The following is a 21,659-nucleotide window of genomic DNA, read 5'->3' as shown; positions in this document are numbered from 1 at the left end:
GCTGGACATCTGCGACGAGTTGGCGCATTTCGCGGTGCAACATCGCGGCACATACTCCAGCCAACCCCGCCGCCTGTCGGCCGGGGTCCGCCGGCACCCGCCGGCGGGTATCGTCAGCTTCGGTCATCTGGTATGGACACCGCTCTTTCGGCCCTCGATCTGGCCCGCCTGCAATTCGCGTTCACCGTCTCGTTTCACATCGTCTTTCCGGCGCTCAGCATCGGCCTCGCCAGCTTCATCGCGGTGCTCGAATACCGCTGGCTCAAGACCGGCAAGCCGTACTACAAGAGTCTCTGCCTGTTCTGGTCGAAGATCTTCGCCGTCGCGTTCGGGATGGGCGTCGTCTCCGGCGTGGTGATGAGCTATCAGTTCGGCACCAACTGGTCAGGCTTCTCGAGCTTCGCCGGCTCGGTCACCGGCCCGCTGCTGATGTACGAGGTGATGACCGCGTTCTTCCTCGAAGCCGGCTTCCTCGGCATCATGCTGTTCGGCTGGAACCGCGTGAGTCCGCGCGCGCACTTCGGCGCGACGCTGATGGTCGCGATCGGCACGCTGATCTCGACGTTCTGGATCCTCGCGTCGAACAGCTGGATGCAGACGCCGCAGGGCTTCGAGATCGTCGACGGCCGCGTCGTGCCGACCGACTGGTTCGCGATCATCTTCAACCCGTCGTTCCCGTACCGCCTGTTCCACATGGCGATCGCCGCGTTCATCGTCGCCGCGCTGGTCGTGGCCGCGACGGGTGCATGGCACCTGCTGAAGGGCCGCCGCGACCAGGGCGTGAAGAAGATGTTCTCGATGGCGCTATGGCTGCTGCTCGTACTCGCGCCGCTGCAGGCCTTGATCGGCGACCAGCACGGCATCAACACGCTGAAGCACCAGCCCGCGAAGATCGCCGCGATCGAAGGGCTGTGGGAAACCGAGAAGGGCGGCACGCCGCTCAACCTGTTCGGCATTCCCGACATGAAGGCGGAAACGACCCGCTATGCGGTGAAGGTGCCGCACCTCGGCAGCCTGATCCTCACGCACAGCTGGGACGGCGAGATTCGCGGGCTGAAGGAATTCCCGCCCGAGGACCGCCCGAACTCGACCGTCGTGTTCTGGAGCTTCCGGATCATGGTCGGCCTCGGCCTCGCGATGATCGGCCTCGCCGCGCTCGCGTGGCTGCTGCGCCGCCGCGGCCGCCTGTATGAATCGAAGTGGTTCCAGCGCTTCGCGCTCGCGATGGGCCCGACCGGCTTCGTGTCGCTGCTCGCGGGCTGGGTGACGACCGAAGCGGGCCGCCAGCCGTGGGTCGTGTATGGCGTGATGCGCACCGCGCAGGCCGTGTCGCCGCTGTCGGTGCAGCAGGTCAGCCTGTCGATGATGACGTTCGTGATCGTGTACTTCCTCGTGTTCGGCACCGGCGTGTACTACATGCTGAAGCTGATGAAGGCCGGCCCCGCGCTGCCCGACGCGAAGCACGACGACACGCCCGACACGCGCCCCGATCACACCGCGCGCCGCCCGATGTCGGCCGTCGACGAGCTGATCGAGACCGTCTGAGCCCACCCCATCCGCAATCGAGAAAACCTATGGACGTCACCGTAATCTGGGCCGCGATCATCGCATTGGGGCTCTTCATGTACGTCGTGCTCGACGGCTTCGACCTCGGCATCGGCATCGTCTTCCCGTTCTTCCCGAACGAGAAGGAACGCGACCTGATGATGAACACGGTCGCGCCCGTGTGGGACGGCAACGAGACGTGGCTCGTGCTCGGCGGCGCCGGGCTGTTCGCGGTGTTCCCGATCGTCTATTCGACCGTGCTGTCGGCGCTGTACCTGCCGCTGATCTTCATGCTGGTCTGCCTGATCTTCCGCGGCGTGTCGTTCGAGATCCGCGCGAAGGCGCGACGCACGAAGCACCTGTGGGATCTCGCGTTCATCGGCGGCTCGGCCGGCGCGACGTTGTTCCAGGGGATCGCGCTCGGCGCGTTCCTGCAGGGCATCACCGTGAAGGACGGTGTGTTCGCGGGCGACGCGTTCGACTGGCTCACCCCGTTCAGCCTGCTGACGGGCCTCGGCCTGATCGTGACCTATGCGCTGCTCGGCTGCTGCTGGCTCGTCGCGAAGACCGAAGGCGACCTGCAACGCCGGCTGCATCGCGTCGTGTGGCCGCTGACCGTCGTGCTGCTCGGCTTCATCGCGGTCGTCAGCCTGTGGACGCCGCTGCAGGATCCGGCCATCGCGCAGCGCTGGTTCGATTCGGGGCTGTTCTGGCGACTGCTGCCGGTGCCGTTCCTGGTCACCGGGTGCGCGGTGTGGATGCGGCGCGCGGTGCGCGACCGGCACGACATGACGCCGTTCGTGCTCGCGCTGGCGCTCGTGCTGCTCGGCTACGTCGGTCTGCTCGTCACGCTGTTCCCGTATGCGATTCCGCAGACGATGACGATCTGGGAAGCGGCCGCGCCGCGGTCCAGCCAGACCTTCACGCTGGTCGGCGCAGCGGTTATCCTCCCGATCATCATCGCCTACACGACGATGGGTTACTGGGTATTCCGAGGCAAGGTGCGCCATGAAGACCAGCATTACTACCACCACTGATTCCGCCGATCGCCCGCGCGTGGCACCTCGGCCGCGGATGCGCGGCTGGATGTGGTTCGTCGTGCTGTGGGCGGGCGGCGTGGCCGGCGCCGTCACGCTCGGTTATGCGTTCAAGATCTTCATGAACCTGACGCTGTTTGCGGTGAAGTAAACGAAGCGGCTGCCTGGATCGAACGACGGTCCGGGCGGCGGCTTTCTCGTCGCCGGGCGATTTCGCCCGTCCGCAACGGCTAACGCCTGCCTAATGCGCGACGCCGCGCCTCCTCCCTCTCCACCGCTTACCGCCGCTCGCGCAGCGCCGCTTCGATCTTGCGATCGGTCTTGTACTGACTCAGCGCATACACCGACCAGATCGCGGCCGGCAGCCAGCCGATGATCGTGAGCTGCAGGATCAGGCAGATCACGCCGGCGATCGGGCGACCGATCGTGAAAAACTGGAACCACGGTAACAGCAGGGCAAGCAGAAGGCGCATCGGGAATCCTCTGGAGGCGTCGTTGAAAGTTCATGCGCTGCCAATATGGCGGGTTGCTCCCCTCATTTCAAGTCCGGGCCCGGCGTGATCCGGGTGATCGACCTGACGAAAAAAAGCCCTCGCGACATGCGAGGGCCAATCGAATTCGCCGGAGTGCGATCGTGCGACGATCAGAACGTATGCCGCATGCCAACCCGCACGAGCGTCTGCGTGTTGCCCGCTGACGAGATGCCGTTGCCGACGTCGCCGACCGACGCCGTCGCGGCGACGACGTTACCGTACGGGTCGAGCGTCTTGCCGCTCGCCTTCTGGTAGCCGACGAGACCGTAGAGCGCGGTCCGCTTCGACAGGTAGTAGTACGACGCCAGGTTCAACTGGTGATACTTCGGCGCGGCTTCACCGCCGACCGAACTGCCGCGCGTGAAGTCGTAGCCGGCCGCGACGCGCAGCGCCGGCGACACCTGCCACGACGCCGTGCCGCCGACCGAGTTGTAGGTCGCGTTGCCCCGGAACGTCGAGAACGCGCCCGCCCGATACTGCGTGTTGCTGTACGACAGGCCCAGCGTCACCGCGCCGATCTGGTAGGTCGACGCGGCCGCGACGATCTGCATGCTCTTCGACGACGCAAAACCCTCGTTGATCGACGACGCGAACGTGCCGTCGTACGAGCCGGTCCATGCGCCGCCGTTCGCCCCGAATGCGTTGGTCGCATACAGGTAGGCCGCGCCGATCGCGAACGGCCCGTTCACGTACTGGCCGCCGACGCTCCACGTGTTCTGGTTCTTCGCGCTGCCCGCCTGGTTGCCGAAGCCGTACAGTCCGCCGAACGTGAAGCCGCCGAACGACGGGCTCACATACTTGACCGAATTGTTCTCCCGCGACTGGTTGTCGATGTTGTCGAGATCGCCCGGATGCGCACCCATGCCGGTCAGGAACGAACCCGGCCCGATCGAGCCGACGAAATCGACGATCGGATCGTACTGGCGGCCCATCGTCAACGTACCGTAGCGCGTGCTCGACAGCCCCATCCACGCCTGGCGGCCGAACATCCGCCCGCCCTGGCCGAGCTGCCCGGTGCCGATGTTGAAGCCGCTCTCGAGCTGGAAGACGGCCGCGAGCCCGTCGCCGAGATCTTCCTTGCCCTTCAGCCCCCAGCGGCTGCCGGACCACGTGCCGCTCGCGAAGCTGTAGCTCGACGCGCCGCGATACGCGACCGGCGAACCGAGCGCCCCCTTGCTCGTCGCGACGCGCTGGTTGCTCGCGTACCCCAAACCTGCGTCAACGATCCCGTAGAGCGTGACGGTGCCTTGCGCATGCGCCGCCGTGCAGAGGCTGCCGGCAACGCAAAGCGCAAAAGTGATCTTCTTCATGTAGAGGATTCCTATTTATTCGATCGATACCACTCGAGACGATGCATCCGGTTACCCGGAATGCCGACCTACGCCGAACCGGACAGCCACTGCGCGACTCGCGCGACAAGCAGGTCCGCTTCGTCGAAGCACTCGACGCCCGCCACCTGCGGCGCGTCGCAAATCGTGAACACCGGCTTGCCCCATTGCAGCCCGAGCGCGATCTCGGACAACGTGCCGAGCCCGCCGCCGACCGCGATCAGGCACAGCGACGCGCGAGCGATCAGCGCGTTGCGCGTGATGCCGAGCCCGGTGGGCAGCGCGACGGTCAGATACGGATTCGCGTGCAGCGCATCGTCCTCGGGCAGCAGCCCGATCGCGCAACCGCCCGCCGCATGCGCGCCGCGCGCGGCCGCCTCCATCACGCCCTGCTTGCCGCCGCCGACAATCGCGACGCCCGCCGCCGCGAGCCCGTGCGCGATTCGCTCGGCGATGGCGAGCTGGGCGTCCGTCGCATCGCGCGGGCCGATCACGCCGACCGGCATCCGGTGCCGGGTCGCACCGCGCTGCCGTTGTGCAAGTTGCTCCAGCGCGTCGCGCGCCTGGTTCGACCATTCAATGATGTCGTTGCCGTGCAAGTCCTTCCCCCAATGCAAGAACGCAGGTGCAGAGCGCCGTCAGCACGATCGACAGCACGGCGGCCTGCGAGAAATCGGTCTGTCCGTCGGACAGCTTCAGGTACATCAGCAGCGGCAGGATGTTGATCTGCGTGCCGGCCAGCGCGAGCGCCGTGCCGTACGTGCCGAGCGCGATCGCGCTGACGAGGCACCACGCCGACGCGATCGACGGCCACAGCTCGCGCCACGCGACGTCGAACCACGCGCGCCACGGCCGAGCGCCGAGCGTCAGCGCCGCCTCGAGCGGTCGCCGGTCGAGATTCGCGAGCGCCGGGTAGAGGATCAGCGCGACGCGCGGGATCAGGTAGTACGCGTACGCGAAAGCGAGCCCCGGCATCGTGTAGATCGCGCCGCCGACCACGGTCGGATCCGCGCCGAGCGACGCCAGCAGCGTCGTCACGAAACCGGCGCGGCCGAACACGAGGATGAAGCCGTACGCGATCACGAGGCCGGAGAACGCAAGCGGCACACCGAGCAGCGCGAGCGACCAGCGGCGGCGCGCCGGCGACTGCCTGGCCAGCACGAACGCGACCGGCACGCCGACCGCGACGGACAGCGTGCCGGCGCCGATCGCGAGCGCCAGCGAACGCACGATTGCGTCGGCGACGAGCGGATCGCCGAATACCGCGGCAAACGCACGACCGCCGCCGTCGAACGCGGCGCCGACGAGCGCGGCGAGCGGCAGCACGAAGCACACCGCGAACAGCCCGGCCGCCGGCACCGCGCCGTAGCGGCGCAGGACGCCGCGCTGCATGGACGAGACCCGCATCCCGTTCCCCTTACTTGCCGAGCGTGGCCTGCGACCAGAGCTGGTCGACCTCGGCCTTGCGCGTCGCGGCCTTCGCGACGTCGAGCGGACGCACCTGCGGCGCATTCGGCAGTTTCGCGGCAACGTCCTGCGCAACCGGCGTGCCGGGTATGGCCGGGCGCACGTAGCCCTGCGCGAACAGCGCCTGGCCGACATCGCTCATCACGAGGTTGAGCCACAACTGCGCGGCGGCCGGGTTCGGGCCGTTCTTCACGAGACTCATCGCGTACGGCGCCGATACGCTGCCGTCCTGCGGAATCACGACTTCGGCCGCGTCGCCCATGCCATCCGTGTACTTGGCCTTGAGCCCGTCGTTCTCGTAGCCGATCAGGATCGGAATCTCGCCCTTGACGAACTTCGCGTACGGCGTCGTCCCCTCGACGCGCAGCACGTTGCCCGCCTGCTTCAGCTTGCCGAAGAAATCCGCGCCCGGCTTCGGGTTGTCGACGCTGCCGCCGTTCGCATAGGCTGCAGCGAACACGGCGACCTGCCCCTGCCCGGTCGAACGCGGGTCGAGATAGACGACCGCATTGCGATATTCGGGCTTCAGCAGGTCGGACCAGCGCTGCGGCACGTTCTTCACGAGCTTCCGGTTGACGAGCAACGCGATGTTCAGCGAGTGCACGGCGAACCAGCGGCCGTCGGCTGCGCGAAACACCGGCGGCAGCTTGTCGAAATTGACCGGCTTGAACGGCGCGACGACGTCCTTGGCTGTCGCATCGAGCGCCGACGCCGCGAAGTAGTACGCGGTGTCGGCCTGCGGGCGACGTCGCGACTTGTCGAGCGCGACGACCGTTGCCGCCGAGCCGATGTCGTTGTACGTGATCTCGACCTTCGGATAGCGCTTGCGGAATTCGGCGAACAGCGATTTCCAGTTCGCCCATTCCGGGCCCGTGTCGAACGACACGACGAGCCCTTCGTCGGCGGCCTTCTCGTACAGCGCGTCCTCGCCGGGATACAGCGGCGCGGCATGGGCCAGCGCCGGCGCGAGGGTCGCGAACGCGCAAAGCGCCAGCAGGCGGCGGCGCGTCGCAAGAAGGAAGTGGCGGCGTGCAGACATCGTGATTCTCCGTTGAATGAATAGGGTCGCCCGCGCTTACGCGGCGGGCAGCACGAGCAGGTGGCGCGGCTCGATCGACACGCAGCGCGCGGGAAGCTCGCGCCCTTCGCCGAGCAGCGTGTCGGTCGCACCGGCCGGCACGAAGTCGAAGCGCTGCGTCGCGCCGAAATAGCGCACCTCGCCGACCCGGCCGTCGATGCGGTTCGCAACGTATTCGGGCGGATCGGGCTGCAGGTGTTCCGGCCGGACCAGCACGTCGACCGTGTCGCCCGGCCGGTGCGCCCCCGTATCCGCGCACAGCGTGGTGAACCGCACGTCGACCGCGCCGTGCGCGAGCACGCGGCCGCGCAGCAGCGTCGAATGGCCGACGAAGCGGGCGACCTGCGCGGTCGCCGGACGCTCGTACAGGTCACGCGGGGTGCCGGCCTGCAACATGCGTCCGCCGTCGACTATCGCCACGCGATCGGCCATGCTGAGCGCCTCGTCCTGGTCGTGCGTGACGAGCAGCGTCGTCGCGCCGCACGCGCGCTGCAGCGCGCGGATCTCGTCGCGCAGCTGGTGGCGAATGCCGGCATCGAGCGCCGCGAGCGGCTCGTCGAGCAGCAGCAGCTTCGGCTCGATCACGAGCGCGCGCGCCAGCGCGACGCGCTGCTGCTGGCCGCCGGACAGCAGCGCCGTACTGCGGTCGGCCTGCGCGGCGAGGCCGACGCGTTCGAGCATCTCGAGCGCGCGGCGGCGGCGCAGTGCCGCCGTCATGCCGCGCATCTTCAGGCCATAACCGACGTTGTCGACGACCGACAGGTTCGGAAACAGCGCGTAGTGCTGGAACACCATCCCGATCTCGCGCTGCCACACCGGCACGCCGGCCATGTCGTGGCCGACGATCGCGATGCGGCCGCGGTAGCCGTCGAGCAGCCCGGCGGCGAGGCGTAGCAGCGTCGATTTGCCGGAGCCGCTGCGGCCCATCACGGCGAGCAGTTCGCCTTGGGCCGCGGACAGCGTGACCGCGTCGACGCCGTGACGGGCGCCCGGATACTGAAAGCTGACGTTTTCGAAATCGAGACTCATGACGGTTTCACTTCAGGCGTTGCACGGTAAAGACGGAGGCGAGCGTCGCGAACACGGCGAGGACGAGCAGCACGACGGTCGCCGCACAGGCCATCCCCGACGCGCCGTAGAACGCCTGCAGCAGCACGATCGGATAGTTGCGATAGCGGAAGCCCGCGATCAGGTTCGAGATCTGGAATTCGCCGATCGACAGCGCGGCGACCATCACGAGGCCGGAAAACAGGCTGTGCCGCAGGTTCGGCACCACGATCGTGAAGAACTGGCGCAGCGGCGTCGCGCCAAGCGTCGCCGCACACGCCTCGAGATGGGCGAGGCCCAGGTGGCGCAGGTCGCTCAGCAGCGTCTGCAGCAAGTACGGAAGCGTCAGCACCGCGTGCGCGGCGATCATCAGCGGCAGCGTGCCGAGCCACGGCAGCGCATCGCCGCTGAAGATCGCGATGTAGCCGAACCCGAGCGTCAGCGCCGGCACCGCGATCGGCATCAGCATCACGACGCGCGCCGCGAAGCCGCAGCCGGCCAGTGCACGGTGATGCAGCGCATACGCGAGCGGCAGCGCCAGCACGGCATTGATCGCACAGCAGGCGAGCGCGACGACGAGGCTCACGCCGAATGCGCGGGTAAAGCTGCGATTCGCGGCCAGATCGGCGAACCAGTGCGACGTGATGCCGGACGGCAGCAGCGTGTTCGTCCACGACTGGCCGACCGAGCCGATCAGCAGCAGCGCGATCGGCAACGCGAGATACAGCGCGAAGGCCGCAACCAGTGCCTGAAGCAGCAGGCGTCCCGCCATCGCGTGCGGCCGTTTGTTACGACGAATCGGAATAGCTTCGGCAAGGGCCGGAGCGGATGGCGGATGCATGGCGAAACTCGCTGACGGACACGGAATGGGTCACGCAACGCCCGCCGGACAGGGTCGGCATGCATTGTCGTGACGGACGCAGTGTGCGGATCCGACATGGCATCGTCATGAAAAAAACGTACAACGCCCGCATCGATCTGTGCGCGCAAGGAATAGTTCGCCGTGAAGCACCTGTTTCCCAACATCGCGGAGCTGCACGCGTTCGCGAGTTCCGTGAAGTACCTGAACTTCTCGTATGCGGCACGCGAGCTCGGCCTGACGCCCAGCGCGGTCAGCCGGCAGATCGCGAATCTCGAGGCACTGTTCGGCGTCAAGCTGTTCGTGCGCGAGGGGCGCAATCTTGCGCTCACGCGGGCCGGACAGGTCTATCACGCGCGCGTGATCGGCCCGCTGCGCGAGATCGGCAACGCGTCGATCGAATTGCTGAGCGCGCGCGAGAACAGCGATCTGCTGACGATCGCGAGCGTGCCGACCTTCACGACGAAGTGGCTGGTGCCGCGGCTCGCGCGCTTTCTGGCCGTCGCGCCGGGCGTCACGCTGAGTTTTCGCCGCCATCTGGCTCACGGCGACGTGTTTCCGTTCGGACTCGACGCGGCGATCCGCTATGGCGACGGCGCATGGGAAGGCGTCCGCTGCGATTACCTGGACGGCCGGACGTTCGTGCCGGTCTGTTCCCGTGAATTCGCGGCGCGGCATGCGCTGCGCACACCGGCCGACGCGGCATCCGCGCCGCGGCTCGTGCACGAGCAGGCGGAGATTGCGTGGTCCATGTGGGCGGAGCGCCATCGCGCGGCCCACATGAACGCGCTGTCAGGGCCGCGCTTCGAACAGTATTCGGTGCTGATCCAGGCCGCGCAGGCCGGGCTCGGGCTCGCGCTCGTGCCGCGCTTCCTGATCGTCGACACGCTTGCGACCGGCGCGCTCGTCGAACCGTTCGACGCCCCCGTCGACGTCGACGCGCAAGGGCACTACCTGTGCTACGCGCCGGAGCGCCTGGAGACGAGCGCTGCGTTGCAGCGCTTCAGGGAATGGATGCTCGACGAATGCGCGAACGGATGAGCCTGTCCGGCATAGCCGGACAGGCTCGGGCGGCATGGACCCGGGCAAGCCCGGGCGGCACGGCCGGACAGGCTCGGACGGCATGGCGGCGCCGGAAGCGCGGCGCCGCCCGTTACGCTCAACGCCCGATACCGAGCCCCGGCAGCACGCGCGTGTTCTCGGCCACGACCGCATGCAGCAGGCGCGGATCGGCGCCGAGCAGCTCGAGGATCGTCGGCGCGACCTGCTTCGTGCCGACGAGATCGTTCACGGTGCGCGCGCGATGGATGCCCGGGTACGACACAAGCAGGCCGAGGTGGCTGTCGTCCGGCGCGTTGCCGCCGTGCTCCTCGTCCTTCTTCGTGCTCGACGTGTAGATCACACCCGGATTCGGCTGGACGATGATGTCCGGCGTACGGCCGTTGGCCGGATCGCCGAAGCGGTCGGCGAGCGCCGCGCCGTACAGGATGTAGGCCTGCGAGCCGTCCGCGCAGATCCCCGGCGCGTTGCAGCCGAGGTTCGCCTTCAGCGTCTGCACGACGGCCGCGCGCTGGCTGCGGTCGCGCAGCCAGATCAGGCCGACGTCGTCGGTCTGCACGAAGCCCGTGCCGACCAGGCCCGACCCGTCGTTCAGGTTGCCCGTCGACGTGTTGTTCTGGCCGAAGTTGCCGTTCGGGTCGAGGTAGTTGTTGGCTTCGATCAGCTTCGTCAGCGTGTCGCCGTTCTTCACGAGCTTCGTGCGGTCGGTCGGCGACTGGCCATGCTTCGCCGTCACGATCACGGCCGTCGACGTGTACAGGTTGGCCTGCTTCAGCGCAGCGACGACGTGGCCGATCGAGTTGTCGACATACGTGATCGCGTTCGCGACTTGACCGTTCGGCGTGAAGTCCGCGTCGAGATACCCGCCGCCCTTCGCGACCGGCGACTTCTGCGCGACGCTCAGCGTCTGGAAGTTGGCGCCGAACAGCGTCGGCACCGGCGCGCTCTTGGTGCCCGTCGAATCGCGGCCTTCGATCTGGTTGATAAGCGCCTGCACGTGCAGGTTGTCGAAGCGCGCGGTGTGCGAATAGACGTCCGTGTAGTCGGTGTTCGTCGCCGGGTCGATCGAGTTGATCTCGGTGCGCATCAGGTCGTCGACGCCGGTGCCCGACGGGCCGTTCAGCCAGTCGTAGCCCCACGCGTGCTTGTCGGCCCACGCGGTGTGCGCATTCGGCACGCCGGCCTTCACGGCTTCGAATACCGTGTTGGTCTTCACGTAGTTGTGCGGATAGACCGGCACGCACTGGCCACCCACGCGCGCGTGCGGGATCGCCTGCGGGTTGAACGCGCCGCCGCCGTCGAGGTGCACGAGCTTGCCGCCATTGATCGCGTCGATGCCGGTCGTTTCGTCGAACACGACGTTCCAGCCCTGCTTGCCCGAGCACGTCGTGTCGCTCGGCGCATACAGGTTGCGATCGTACGACACGTCGTAGAACAGGCCGGCCGTCTTCGGCGAGCCGCCCGTCACGAGCGCCGCGAGGCCCGGGAACGAATCCGACAGGCCGGGCGTGTACGCGTTCGTGTACGTCACGCCGCTCTTGGCGAGCACCGCGATGTTCGGGCACGTGTTCGCGCCGATGCAGCGCGCGAGATCCTGCTCGTGCAGGCCGTCGACGCTGATCAGCAGCACGTGCTTCACGACGCGGCGCGCATTGCCGTGATCCTCGCCCTGAGCGTTGCCGTCCTGCTGCGCCGCATACGCACCCACGCTTGCGAGCGCCAGCGCGCCCGCCACCATCGCGGCCATCTTCCGCTGCTTACCGAAAAACGAAATCATCACCCCACCTCACCGATTGATGTTGAACTGCGTGACTTGCCATCAGGCGCGCAAAATATCGCCGGATCGTGCGGCGGCCGGATGAAGCGGGGCTTTCTGTTCTCTGTCAAACGTAACCAAACGCAAGTGACATGAAGCGGTCGCAATGCGATCCGCTCGGTGCGGCGGCGCGCGCGGCCGGAATTTTTTTCGGCTTGGCCCGCGACTATTGGCGTGTGATAAAGGGTTTTCCCTGACCCGGAGCACGACTATGTCGACCCTGGAAGCTCTCCGGTTCGTGCTGGACGATGCACGCACCCCCGAAATCATTCGCCATCACGTCGTCGACGCGCTGCAGTACGCGCTGCGCAATTACGGACAGGTGTTCACCGCGAAGGAAATCGAATGGCTGACGCAGTGGGACGACGCACGTCTGCCGCTGGCCGCGAGGAAGGAACTGGACAAGCGCGAACCGGCGATCGCCGCGCGCTGAAAAAAACCGCCGCGCCCGGCTTGTGCGGACGCGGCGGCAGCGGATGAAACGACGGCTTACTGGAGCCCGAAATCGACGCGGGTCGTCGCGCCCTTGTCCTCGATGCCCTTCGCATCGAGCTTCGGCGCGACGACGAACACGCGGCTCGAATCGATCTTCCCGTCGAGGTACTGGCGCACGGCCTGCGCGCGCTGCTGCGCGAGCGCACGCAGCGCGTTGTCGTCGGCCGGTGCGTGATCGGCCAGCGCCTGCTTCATGTCCGCATCGGGCAGCGTCTTCTGCAGGCCGACCAGGTTGCGCGGCTTCTTGAAGTCGGCGGCCTTGTACGCACGCGTCAGGTATTTGGAGTATTCGGCCGGGTCGACCTTCACCGACATCGGATCGATGCTCTCGCCCTGGCCGACCACATCCTTCAGCTTCTGCTGGCGCACCAGCCGCTCGACATATGCGTCGCGCAGCCCCGGCGTGTCCTTCGCCGGATCAACGCGGCCGATCAGGTCGAGGCGGATCGACGCCTTCTCGGTCAGCATCTTCACGACGGTGTCGAGCTTCTGCTGCTGCGTGTCGGTCAGCGCGTACGTACCCGGCGCGAACTCGACATAGCCGAGATCCTCGCCGCCGCCGCCGAACGCATTCGCGAGCAGCGTGAACGGCGACGTGACGGCCTTCGCGATCAGGTTCAGCACCGCGTGCCAGATCAGCCCGCCGATGCTGAACTCCGGATTCGACAGCGAACCCGACACCGGCAGGTTCACGTCGATCTGGCCGCGCGTGTTCTTCAGCAGCGAGATCGCGAGCTTCACCGGCAGCTTCGTCGCCGTGTCGTTTTCGACGTGGTCGCCGAACGTGAGCTGGTCGATGAAGATGTGGTTGTTCGCCGACAACTGGTCGTTCGCGAGCTGGTAGTGCAGGTCGACGTTGAGCTTGCCCTTCGTGATCGGATAGCCGGCGTACTTCGCCGAATACGGCGTCAGGTTCGTCAGCTCGATGTCGTGCGCGGTCGCCGTGAGGTCGAGCGCCGGTTTCTCGATCAGCGGGTTCACCGAACCCTTGATCGAGATCGGCCCGTTGCCCGCGAGGTTCGCGGCGACATCGACCGGCGCGGACGTCGTCGAATCCGTGCCGAACGCGCCGACCGTGCCCTTGATCGCGATCAGGTTCGCCGTGTAGTTCGGCTTGATGAAGTTGTCCGTGTACGTCACGCGGCCGTCCTGCAGCACGAGCTGACCGAAGTGCATCCGCACCGGATTCTGCGGCGGCTGCGCGGCCTTCACGACCGCCGGCGCGGACGCGGCCGATGCGGCCTGGGCCACGGCCGGCGTCGACGCGGCCTGCGGCGACAGCGGCACCGGCTCGCCCTTGCTTGCGTCGCGCGTGAGCGACTGCGCGGGGCCCGTCTCCTTCGCGACGACGTCCTTCAGGTTCAGGCGCCCCTGCGCGTCGAGCAGCACGCGGCCGTAGAAGTGCGAGAACGTCACGCGCGCGGCGTCGACGTCGGTGCCCTTCTCATCGTAGTTCGCCTTCAGGTTCGACAGCGCGAGCGAGCGCCAGCCCGCGAACGGGTCGGACGTCGCCTTGTCGAGCATCCGCACGTCGACGAGCGCGACGTCGCCGCGATAGGTCGCGCGCGGCGTGTCCTTCACCTGCGCGAACGTCAGGTTGCCCTGCGCATTGAGCAGCGCGCTCGCGATGGTCGCGTTCAGCACGCTGCCGAAGTACGGCTCGAATGCGGCCGCGTCGAGGCGGTTGCCGTCGATCTTCAGGCCGACCTTCAGCGGCTGCGCGGTCACGTCGCCCGCGACGTTCAGCGAACCCTTGCGGTTCAGCGTCGCCTTCAGCTGCACCGGCAGCGGCTTGGTCAGGTCGTCGCTCAACTTCTGCACCGACAGCTCCAGCGGCTTGATCGCCAGCTTCACCGGGCGCGGCGTCGACAGGTCGGTGAAATTCGCGGACGAATCCTTCACGTTCAGCGCGTCGATCCGGTAATGCCACGACGGCGCGGCGGCTTCGGCCTTGCGCGCGACCGTGCGCTGCGGCACCGATGCCTGCGCGGGTTCGGCCAGCGCCGCGAGATCGATCTTGCCGTCCTTCAGGCGCTTCACGTCGAGCGCGAGCCCGCTCGCGTCGACGCTCGCGATCTCCGCGGTGCGCGCGGCGACGTCGACCTTCGTGATCTTCGCGCTCGCGTCGGGCAGCACGATCGCGGGCGCCTTCGTATCGGGCGTCGCGATCTTCAGCGACTTCAGGCTCACCGTGCTGTCGGCGACCTGCGCGGCGAGCGGCGTCTTGCCCCAGTCGGCCTGTGCGTTGACGGTCGCGCCGAGCGTGCCGTCGAGCACACGCGCGCGTGTCGCCTCGCCGAGGTACGGCTGCAGCGCCGGCAGCGCGAGCGCGGCAATCGTCAGCTTCGTGCCAGCCTGCTTCGCCGCGAGATTGAATGCGCCTTCGGCCGTCACGTCGCCGCCGCGCGACAGCGACGTCGACAGCGTGTACTTCGCGGGCGTCTTGCCCTGCAGCGAGAAACCGTCGAGCGTCGCGGCGAGCTTCGTCAGCGACAGCGCGGTCGGCGTCGCCGGCACGCGGTCGTCGACGTTGACCGTGCCGCCGTCGATCGCGAAATGACGGATCGTCAGGTCGAGCGGCGGCGCCTCCTTCGCGGCGGCGGCGGTTTCGGCTTTCGCACCGCTGGCTGCTGCGGCGGCAGTTTCGGCCTTCGCACCGCTGGCTGCTGCGGCGGCGATTCCGGAAGCGGCTGCGGCACCGGACGTCGCCGGCTTGCCGGCTTCGGCCTTCGGTGCGGCGCCCGGCTGCGCGGCGAGCTTCTCGACGTTCAGCACGCCCTGCTTGTCGCGCGACAGGTCGACCACCGGCTGGTCGATCCGAATCTCGTCGAAGTGCATCGCATTGCGCAGCGGCTCGAGGCCAGCCGCCGCGACATGCACGCCGCGCGCGGCGAACAGCGGCGCGGACGCATGGTCCGTCACCTTCGCGTCGTTCAGGTCGACGGTGCCCGATACACGCAGCGCGGGCGTCGCGCCGTTCATCGCGAAATTGATCGCGAGGTTGCTGCTCAGCAGGCCGCTCGTCACGGCCACCGGCAGCTTCGCCGGCACGTACGAGATCAGCTTCGGCACGTCGAGGCGGTCGAACTTCAGCGCGATCTCCGACTCGCGCGACTGCGCGAACGGCTTGGTCTTGCCGTCGATCGCGATCGGGCTGCCGTCGAAACGCATGCGCAGCTTCGGCTCGACGAAGATGTCGGTCTTCGACGCCAGCGTCGCGATATACGGAATGCCGAGCATCCAGTTGTCGACGACATGCTTTTCGTTCAGCAGGCGATCGTCGAAGTCGATCCGGCCGTCGTTCACCTGGATGTTCGACACCGAGAATTGCGTCGGCTTGCTTTCGGGTTTGGACGGCGTCGAGAACTTCTCGATCAGGTCGGTGAAGTTGAAGCGCTGCGCGTCGTAGCGGACGATGTGAAAGCGCGGCGAATCGACGCGGATTTCGTTGACGATCGGTGCGCCGCGGAACAGCGACGCCCACGACGGCCTCACGACGAGCTTGCCGATGTCGATGAAGTCGCCCTGGCCGCCGCGCTCGCCGAGATGGATGCCGTCGGCTTCGAGATTCAGCGTGTACGGGTTCAGCGCGATGCGCTGGATCGTGGCCGGCCGGTCGAGCTGCTTGCTCAGTTGCTGTTCGGCGACATGGCGGATCAGCGGCGGCGCCGCGAAGAACCCGAGCAGTCCGAATAAAACCAGGAAGATCAGTACGCCGATGCCGATACGCCGGGTCCGGCGCGAGCGTGCAACGCCGCCGAGGGCATGGAGGGTCGAGGATACGGTTTTCTTGTCTGCGCTTGCCATGCTTGAATATCTCGGGAATGGATGCTGGGCCGCACCGGAAAACCGGACGGCCGCGCACGCTATCCCGAAAGTATAGGCTCAGGAGGTGCCGGTACGGAGGTCGGGCGCCGCCGCCGCGCCCGCGGGTCGGACAACGGCGCCGGTCGACCGTTCATTTCCGGACGACGACGGGCGGCATCCACGAGCCGTCGGTCGCCTGCGGCTTCGGCGCGTACAGGCGCAATGCGAGCGCGAAATCGGTACGCGGCGCCGGCAGCCAGTTGCCCGCATACGCGCCGCCCGGCGACGCCGACACGACGATGTCGATCGACCCGTCGTGGTTGCGGCGCAGCCGGTCGCGATCGCCGAGCGAGCGGCGCGCCGACCCGAGGTCGGGCAGCGCGCCGTTCGTCGTGTAGGGCGTGAGCGTCCAGAACGCGCGCGCCGGCGGCAGCGCGCCCGGCGCGAAATGCAGCACGTAGCGGTTCGCGCCGTTCAGCGCATGGCCGTCGCTGTCCACGCGGACGACCGCGAGCGTTTCGTCTTCGCGCGTCGCGGTGCCGAACTGCGTGTAGGCCGCGTACGCGCGCAGCGCGTAATCCTGGCCGTACTTGCCGGCCGTGTCGCCGATCCAGCTCCAGCCGTTCGCGTTCAGCAGGTTCGACGGCGGCGTCGCGAGCCGCGCGCGCGCCTCGGCGACACCCGCCGTCGCGGCCGCGAGGCGGTCGCCCGTCCACAGCACCGGGTAGCCGGCCGACACGCCGATGTCGCCGAGCGATTCCTGCGCGTGCGCGTCGTCGGCCGGCGGCGGGTTGTCCTGCAGCGCCTGCGCGAAGCGCGCGAAGAACGCCTTCGGGTCGAGCGCGGCCACCTGCTCGGCCGGCGTGCCGCCGCCCACCGCCTCGGACGGCGCGCTGCCCGCATGGACCGCAACCGACGCGCCGCGCGCGGCGCCCGTGTAAACAGACAGCGGCACCACGCGGATCGCGCGCTGCAGCTTCTTCACGTTCGTGAGATCGCGTCCGCCGCTCGTCTGCAGCCGCACTTCGAGCCACGCATTGCCCGACGGCACGTCGACGCGCTGCACGCCCTTCGGCAACGTGCCCTGCCAGCTCTTCGCGGCAAAGGCAATCGTTTGCGATCGCGCCGCGCTGCGGGCACCGCGTGCCGGCAAGCTCGACGACGACCACAGCACGTTCGTCCACATGTCGAGCGCGCGCGCGTCCCAGTAGCGGCCGCGCGTGTCGGGCAGCGTGACGATCACGGGTTCGGCGGCGACGTCGAGCCAGCCGGTCGAGTCGAGCGTGTCGACGCCCGGCAGCGGCGGATTGACCGCGCCGACGGGCGGCAGCGCCTGCGCGTGGCGCAGCGTGTTGAGCGGCGCCTGCCCCGGTTGCGCGCCATCGCCGCCCGTCGCCGCTTCCTTCGCGACATCCATCAGCACGAGCGGATACGCATAGATATAGGAGTCGGCGACTTCCGCACGCATCCAGCCGGTTTTCCGCTGGATCGCGTCGGGTTGCGACGCGCATCCCGCAAGCAACGCCGCCATGGCCAGCGACGCGCACGCGCGCCGCAGAGAAACTGATTCTCGTTGGTTTTCAATCATCGATTACTGGCCGAATATCGTTCTTTTCAGTCAACGCCCTGCTCGACTCGCGCATGGCGAAAGCAAGGCACCTCAGCTTGCCCGGACAGCCGTTTCGCGGCGGTCGGCGCTGATGTCAGGCCGGTATCATAGCGCCTCGGGGCAATCCCTAATATGCCGAATAGCGGGGTGAACGCTGGTCGCACTGTCGACGAATTCGAAATAGTTCGAGAGATTCGTCACAAAACCCGAGATATCGGAACGACAGGCGCACGTGCCGAAACAATCGCGGGTGGAAGGGGCGAATTCCGGATTGACAAATGGTGCCAATATTGACACCATTCGGTATGGCTAGCGTATCGAAGATCCTCGAACTGACGAGGCGCGAGCCCGCGAATGTGCGATTCAACGATCGGTTCAAGGTCTGCGAGGCACACTTCGGAGCGGCCCGCCAATCCGGTTCGAGCCACGCTATTTTCAAGACACCGTGGCAAGGCGATCCTCGAGTGAATATCCAGAATGATCGCGGGAAAGCGAAGGCCTATCAGGTGCGGCAGGTTCTCGACGCGATCGATCGACTGAATGAACTGAAATCATGACCCAAGACCACTTTACGTACCGCGTAACGTGGTCCCCGGAGGACGGGGAGCACGTCGGCCTGTGCGCGGAGTTCCCGTCTCTTTCATGGCTCGACGAAACGCCGGAAGGCGCACTGGCCGGCATTCGCCGGCTCGTCGCCGATGTCGTGCGCGACATGGCCGCGAACGGGGAGAAGGTGCCCGAGCCGATCGCCGACCGGAGCTACAGCGGCGAATTCAAGGTTCGCATCCCTCCGCAGGCACACCGCGCGCTGGTGATCCAGGCCGCCGAGCAAGGCGTCAGCCTGAATCGCCTCGCGAGCGCCAAGCTCTGCGCCTGAGCGCTTCGTCGAGCGCAAAAACACGACCTGCCCGGCTGCCCGTCTGGAAGCCGGGTGTTTGCTTTTTCCGCGTTGTGACAACCTGTGTGCTTCAACAGCGTCATCACCGCTTGACCTTACCATCATGGGAATGTTGATACTGGATTCATTCGCGGCACGAACCGCGCTTTTGGGGAATCCGACATGACTGAACCACTTGCCTCCGCAGCGCTGCAAACGATCGAACTGAGCGTCGACGGCATGCATTGCGGCGGCTGCAAGGGCCGCGTGCAGCACGCGCTGGCCACCGTGCCGGGCGTCGTCGAGGCGACGGTCGATCTCGATGCGCACGCGGCGACGGTGACCGCGCAGGAAACGGTCGAGCCCGGCCAGCTCGTTGACGCGGTCCGCGAGGCTGGCTACCGCGCGGCGGTGCGTGACGCGGCGGTCGAAACCGTCGCGGTCGCGCCTGCTGCGCACACGCTGCGCGACGAAGCGCCGCCCGCGGCACCGCTTGCCGCAGCCGCAGCCGCAGCCACGGCCACGATCGAACTCGATATCGACGGGATGACCTGCGCGTCGTGCGTGTCGCGCGTCGAGAAGGCGCTCGCGAAGGTACCGGGCGTCACGCGCGCGTCGGTCAACCTCGCGACCGAACGGGCCACGGTCGACGCCGCGGCCGACGTTTCCGCCGCGCGGCTCGTCGAAGCCGTAAAACAGGCCGGCTATGGCGCAACACCGGTCGCCGGCGCCGTCGCCACCCCGCCGGTAGAATCCGCTGCCTCCGCCGATCTCGAACTCGACATCGGCGGCATGACCTGCGCGTCCTGCGCCGGCCGCGTCGAAAAAGCGCTGGCCGCCGTGCCGGGCGTCACGCGCGCGTCGGTCAATCTCGCGACCGAGCGCGCATCGGTGCACGGCGCCGGCGCACTCGACGCCGCCACGCTGATCGCTGCGGTCACGACGGCCGGCTACCGCGCATCGCTCGCCGCCGCGTCGGCGGCCGGCGCAATGGCCGGCGCAGACGCGCAACCGGCCAGCCCCGCGCAGGATCCCGACGCCCGCAAGCGCCGCGAAGCGGTTCGCGAACGCAACCTCGTGATCTGGTCGGCGGTGCTGAGCGCGCCGCTCGTCGCGCCGATGCTCGTCGCGCCGTTCGGCATCGACCTGATGCTGCCCGGCTGGCTCCAGCTCGCGCTCGCGTCGATCGTGCAGTTCGGCTTCGGCGCGCGCTTCTACCGCGCGGCCTGGCATGCGGTGAAGGCGCGCGCCGGCAACATGGACCTGCTCGTCGCGCTCGGCACGTCGGCCGCATACGGGCTGAGCCTGTGGATGCTGTTGCGCGATCACGCGCATCCCGGCCACCTGTATTTCGAGGCGTCGGCTGTCATCGTCACGCTCGTGCGCTTCGGCAAATGGCTCGAATCGCGCGCGAAGCGCCAGACCACCGAGGCGATCCGCGCGCTGAACGCGCTGCGGCCCGATCGGGCGCGCGTCGTCGAGCACGGCGTCGAACGCGACGTGCCGCTGTCGCAGGTGCGCGTCGGCACGAACGTCAGCATCCGCCCCGGCGAACGCGTGCCGGTCGACGGCCGGATCGTGTCGGGCCGCTCGCATATCGACGAATCGCTGATCACCGGCGAAAGCCTGCCCGTGCCGAAGGACGACGGCGACGCCGTCACCGCCGGCTCGATCAACGGCGAAGGCGCGCTCGTCGTCGAAACCACCGCGATCGGCGCGGAGACGACACTCGCGCGCATCATCCGCCTCGTCGAATCCGCGCAGGCCGAGAAGGCGCCGATCCAGCGGCTCGTCGATCGCGTCAGCGAAGTGTTCGTACCGGCAATCCTCGGCATCGCGCTGCTGACGCTGTCCGGCTGGCTGATCGCCGGCGCCGGGACGGAAACCGCGATTCTCAATGCGGTCGCGGTGCTCGTCATCGCGTGTCCGTGCGCGCTCGGCCTCGCGACGCCCGCCGCGATCATGGCCGGCACGGGCGTCGCGGCCCGGCACGGCGTGCTGATCAAGGACGCGCAGGCGCTCGAGCTCGCGCAGCGCGCCACCGTGATTGCGTTCGACAAGACCGGCACGCTGACCGAAGGCAAGCCGTCCGTGACGGCGTTCGAAGCCGTCGGCATGCCGCGCGACGAAGCGCTCGCGCTCGCGGCGGCGGTGCAGCGCCAGAGCGACCATCCGCTCGCTCGCGCCGTGGTCGCCGCACACGATGCGGACGTGGCCTCGCGCGGTGCTGCAGCGCCGTCGGCCGTCGCAGCCGATGCGCGCGCGGTGGCCGGACGCGGCGTGGAAGCACGCGTCGGCGGGCAGTTGCTCGCGCTCGGCAGCACGCGCTGGCGCGACGAGCTCGGCCTGGTAGTGCCGCCCGCGCTCGACGCGCGCGCGGCGGAGCTCGAACGCGCGGGCAACACGATCTCGTGGCTGATGCGCGCCGATGCGCCGCGCGCGCTGCTCGCGCTGATCGCGTTCGGCGACACCGTGAAGCCGGGCGCCCGCGACGCGATCGCGGCGCTGTCGGCGCGCGGCGTCGCGAGCGTGCTCGTGACGGGCGACAACCGCGGCAGCGCGGCGGCCGTCGCGGCGTCGCTCGGCATCGGCGAAGTGCATGCGCAGGTGCTGCCCGACGACAAGGCGCGCGTCGTCGCCGAACTGAAGCGCACGCACGGCGGGATCGTCGCGATGGTCGGCGACGGGATCAACGATGCACCCGCGCTCGCCGCCGCCGATGTCGGCATCGCGATGGCGACCGGCACGGACGTCGCGATGCACACGGCCGGCATCACGCTGATGCGCGGCGATCCGGCGCTCGTCGCCGACGCGATCGACATCTCCAAACGCACGTACCGGAAGATCCAGCAGAACCTGTTCTGGGCGTTCGTCTACAACCTGATCGGCGTGCCGCTCGCGGCGCTCGGCTGGCTGAACCCGGTGATCGCGGGCGCGGCGATGGCGTTTTCCAGCGTCAGCGTCGTGACCAACGCGCTGCTGCTGCGGAGATGGAAAGGGCGGGCGCGCTGAAGCGTGCCGGTGACATTAGCCCAATGGCCGTTTGGCGTTTGGCGTTTGGCGTTTGGCGTTTGGCGTTTGGCGTTTGGCGTTTGGCGTTTG

General features: G+C 68.0%; 18 protein-coding genes. 8 read left to right on the top strand and 10 right to left on the bottom strand.

The genetic code is table 11. The features are described from left to right. Nucleotides 1–132 precede the first annotated feature (132 nt). From OEJ37_RS29675 to OEJ37_RS29665, 3 genes are read left to right on the top strand one after another with little or no spacing between them, the layout of a single operon-like run. On the top strand, nucleotides 133–1,545 hold the full coding sequence (locus tag OEJ37_RS29675) for a cytochrome ubiquinol oxidase subunit I (protein ID WP_263348105.1): 1,413 nt from the start codon (nucleotides 133–135) through the stop codon (nucleotides 1,543–1,545). A 29-nt stretch (nucleotides 1,546–1,574) separates the two neighbouring features. Beyond that, nucleotides 1,575–2,582: a cytochrome d ubiquinol oxidase subunit II gene (cydB, locus tag OEJ37_RS29670; RefSeq protein WP_174419187.1), complete on the top strand. Its 1,008-nt coding sequence runs from the start codon at nucleotides 1,575–1,577 to the stop codon at nucleotides 2,580–2,582. Continuing rightward, nucleotides 2,554–2,733: a hypothetical protein gene (locus tag OEJ37_RS29665; RefSeq protein WP_263348101.1), complete on the top strand. Its 180-nt coding sequence runs from the start codon at nucleotides 2,554–2,556 to the stop codon at nucleotides 2,731–2,733. The genes cydB and OEJ37_RS29665 overlap by 29 nt, the downstream gene beginning before the upstream one ends. A 127-nt stretch (nucleotides 2,734–2,860) precedes the next feature. On the opposite strand, the gene OEJ37_RS29660 is transcribed toward OEJ37_RS29665, so the two are convergent. The 7 genes from OEJ37_RS29660 to OEJ37_RS29630 form a co-directional block, all read right to left on the bottom strand. Further along, nucleotides 2,861–3,055: a YqaE/Pmp3 family membrane protein gene (locus tag OEJ37_RS29660; protein ID WP_044848494.1), complete on the bottom strand. Its 195-nt coding sequence runs from the start codon at nucleotides 3,053–3,055 to the stop codon at nucleotides 2,861–2,863. Nucleotides 3,056–3,225: 170 nt separating this feature from the next. Then, entirely contained in the window at nucleotides 3,226–4,425 is a 1,200-nt protein-coding gene (locus OEJ37_RS29655) for a porin (protein WP_263348074.1), read from the bottom strand. A 68-nt stretch (nucleotides 4,426–4,493) separates the two neighbouring features. Next, complete coding sequence (locus tag OEJ37_RS29650; RefSeq protein WP_263348071.1) at nucleotides 4,494–5,042, bottom strand: DNA-processing protein DprA; 549 nt, start codon at nucleotides 5,040–5,042, stop codon at nucleotides 4,494–4,496. After that, on the bottom strand, nucleotides 5,020–5,850 hold the full coding sequence (locus OEJ37_RS29645; RefSeq protein WP_263348070.1) for an ABC transporter permease: 831 nt from the start codon (nucleotides 5,848–5,850) through the stop codon (nucleotides 5,020–5,022). The genes OEJ37_RS29650 and OEJ37_RS29645 overlap by 23 nt, the downstream gene beginning before the upstream one ends. 10 nt (nucleotides 5,851–5,860) lie before the next feature. Further along, nucleotides 5,861–6,949 (bottom strand): extracellular solute-binding protein, encoded by a 1,089-nt coding sequence (locus tag OEJ37_RS29640; RefSeq protein WP_174419190.1) that lies wholly within the window; start codon nucleotides 6,947–6,949, stop codon nucleotides 5,861–5,863. Nucleotides 6,950–6,985: 36 nt separating this feature from the next. After that, nucleotides 6,986–8,017: an ABC transporter ATP-binding protein gene (locus OEJ37_RS29635; protein ID WP_175917121.1), complete on the bottom strand. Its 1,032-nt coding sequence runs from the start codon at nucleotides 8,015–8,017 to the stop codon at nucleotides 6,986–6,988. 7 nt (nucleotides 8,018–8,024) lie between these two features. Beyond that, nucleotides 8,025–8,876: an ABC transporter permease gene (locus OEJ37_RS29630; protein ID WP_263348067.1), complete on the bottom strand. Its 852-nt coding sequence runs from the start codon at nucleotides 8,874–8,876 to the stop codon at nucleotides 8,025–8,027. A 162-nt stretch (nucleotides 8,877–9,038) separates the two neighbouring features. Between OEJ37_RS29630 and OEJ37_RS29625 the strand changes: the two genes are divergently transcribed. Next, nucleotides 9,039–9,935, top strand: a complete 897-nt coding sequence (locus tag OEJ37_RS29625; protein ID WP_174419193.1) for a LysR family transcriptional regulator — start codon at nucleotides 9,039–9,041, stop codon at nucleotides 9,933–9,935. Between the two features lie 118 nt (nucleotides 9,936–10,053). Here OEJ37_RS29625 and OEJ37_RS29620 read toward each other — a convergent pair whose 3' ends face one another. Continuing rightward, complete coding sequence (locus OEJ37_RS29620; protein WP_175943044.1) at nucleotides 10,054–11,730, bottom strand: alkaline phosphatase family protein; 1,677 nt, start codon at nucleotides 11,728–11,730, stop codon at nucleotides 10,054–10,056. Between the two features lie 250 nt (nucleotides 11,731–11,980). Between OEJ37_RS29620 and OEJ37_RS29615 the strand changes: the two genes are divergently transcribed. Further along, nucleotides 11,981–12,202, top strand: coding sequence for a hypothetical protein (locus OEJ37_RS29615; RefSeq protein WP_059238606.1), 222 nt, complete (start codon nucleotides 11,981–11,983; stop codon nucleotides 12,200–12,202). Nucleotides 12,203–12,258: 56 nt separating this feature from the next. Here the strand turns inward: OEJ37_RS29615 and OEJ37_RS29610 are convergent, their stop codons facing one another. Both OEJ37_RS29610 and OEJ37_RS29605 read right to left on the bottom strand, forming a co-directional pair. Next, nucleotides 12,259–16,071: a DUF748 domain-containing protein gene (locus tag OEJ37_RS29610; RefSeq protein ID WP_263348061.1), complete on the bottom strand. Its 3,813-nt coding sequence runs from the start codon at nucleotides 16,069–16,071 to the stop codon at nucleotides 12,259–12,261. Nucleotides 16,072–16,222: 151 nt separating this feature from the next. Continuing rightward, nucleotides 16,223–17,659 carry a DUF1254 domain-containing protein gene (locus OEJ37_RS29605; protein WP_263348059.1) on the bottom strand — a complete coding sequence of 479 codons (1,437 nt, stop codon included), beginning with the start codon at nucleotides 17,657–17,659 and terminating at the stop codon, nucleotides 16,223–16,225. A gap of 326 nt (nucleotides 17,660–17,985) precedes the next feature. On the opposite strand from OEJ37_RS29605, the gene OEJ37_RS29600 reads away from it, so the two are divergent. From OEJ37_RS29600 to OEJ37_RS29590, 3 genes are all read left to right on the top strand, one after another. Next, nucleotides 17,986–18,237 carry a toxin HicA gene (locus tag OEJ37_RS29600; protein WP_263348057.1) on the top strand — a complete coding sequence of 84 codons (252 nt, stop codon included), beginning with the start codon at nucleotides 17,986–17,988 and terminating at the stop codon, nucleotides 18,235–18,237. Continuing rightward, nucleotides 18,234–18,557 (top strand): type II toxin-antitoxin system HicB family antitoxin, encoded by a 324-nt coding sequence (locus OEJ37_RS29595; protein WP_263348054.1) that lies wholly within the window; start codon nucleotides 18,234–18,236, stop codon nucleotides 18,555–18,557. Before OEJ37_RS29600 ends, OEJ37_RS29595 begins: the two co-directional genes overlap by 4 nt. A gap of 183 nt (nucleotides 18,558–18,740) precedes the next feature. Continuing rightward, nucleotides 18,741–21,569 (top strand): heavy metal translocating P-type ATPase, encoded by a 2,829-nt coding sequence (locus tag OEJ37_RS29590; protein ID WP_263348051.1) that lies wholly within the window; start codon nucleotides 18,741–18,743, stop codon nucleotides 21,567–21,569. The last annotated feature ends 90 nt before the right edge of the window (nucleotides 21,570–21,659 follow it).

The organism is Burkholderia sp. BKH01 (assembly GCF_025685725.1).
In the GTDB taxonomy this organism is placed as follows: domain Bacteria; phylum Pseudomonadota; class Gammaproteobacteria; order Burkholderiales; family Burkholderiaceae; genus Burkholderia; species Burkholderia pyrrocinia_C.
The sequence above is the reverse complement of the archived record's forward strand: the minus strand, read 5'-3'. Positions and strand labels throughout refer to the sequence as shown.

What these genes read in the sequence shown, in the direction of transcription:
- OEJ37_RS29640 (WP_174419190.1), bottom strand. Translation starts at nt 6,949, where the DNA reads ATGTCTGCACGCCGCCACTTCCTTCTTGCGACGCGCCGCCGCCTGCTG.
- OEJ37_RS29655 (WP_263348074.1), bottom strand. Translation starts at nt 4,425, where the DNA reads ATGAAGAAGATCACTTTTGCGCTTTGCGTTGCCGGCAGCCTCTGCACG.
- cydB (WP_174419187.1), top strand. Translation starts at nt 1,575, where the DNA reads ATGGACGTCACCGTAATCTGGGCCGCGATCATCGCATTGGGGCTCTTC.
- OEJ37_RS29615 (WP_059238606.1), top strand. Translation starts at nt 11,981, where the DNA reads ATGTCGACCCTGGAAGCTCTCCGGTTCGTGCTGGACGATGCACGCACC.
- OEJ37_RS29595 (WP_263348054.1), top strand. Translation starts at nt 18,234, where the DNA reads ATGACCCAAGACCACTTTACGTACCGCGTAACGTGGTCCCCGGAGGAC.
- OEJ37_RS29590 (WP_263348051.1), top strand. Translation starts at nt 18,741, where the DNA reads ATGACTGAACCACTTGCCTCCGCAGCGCTGCAAACGATCGAACTGAGC.
- OEJ37_RS29610 (WP_263348061.1), bottom strand. Translation starts at nt 16,071, where the DNA reads ATGGCAAGCGCAGACAAGAAAACCGTATCCTCGACCCTCCATGCCCTC.
- OEJ37_RS29675 (WP_263348105.1), top strand. Translation starts at nt 133, where the DNA reads ATGGACACCGCTCTTTCGGCCCTCGATCTGGCCCGCCTGCAATTCGCG.
- OEJ37_RS29600 (WP_263348057.1), top strand. Translation starts at nt 17,986, where the DNA reads ATGGCTAGCGTATCGAAGATCCTCGAACTGACGAGGCGCGAGCCCGCG.
- OEJ37_RS29635 (WP_175917121.1), bottom strand. Translation starts at nt 8,017, where the DNA reads ATGAGTCTCGATTTCGAAAACGTCAGCTTTCAGTATCCGGGCGCCCGT.
- OEJ37_RS29620 (WP_175943044.1), bottom strand. Translation starts at nt 11,730, where the DNA reads ATGATTTCGTTTTTCGGTAAGCAGCGGAAGATGGCCGCGATGGTGGCG.
- OEJ37_RS29630 (WP_263348067.1), bottom strand. Translation starts at nt 8,876, where the DNA reads ATGCATCCGCCATCCGCTCCGGCCCTTGCCGAAGCTATTCCGATTCGT.
- OEJ37_RS29665 (WP_263348101.1), top strand. Translation starts at nt 2,554, where the DNA reads ATGAAGACCAGCATTACTACCACCACTGATTCCGCCGATCGCCCGCGC.
- OEJ37_RS29645 (WP_263348070.1), bottom strand. Translation starts at nt 5,850, where the DNA reads ATGCGGGTCTCGTCCATGCAGCGCGGCGTCCTGCGCCGCTACGGCGCG.
- OEJ37_RS29660 (WP_044848494.1), bottom strand. Translation starts at nt 3,055, where the DNA reads ATGCGCCTTCTGCTTGCCCTGCTGTTACCGTGGTTCCAGTTTTTCACG.
- OEJ37_RS29605 (WP_263348059.1), bottom strand. Translation starts at nt 17,659, where the DNA reads ATGATTGAAAACCAACGAGAATCAGTTTCTCTGCGGCGCGCGTGCGCG.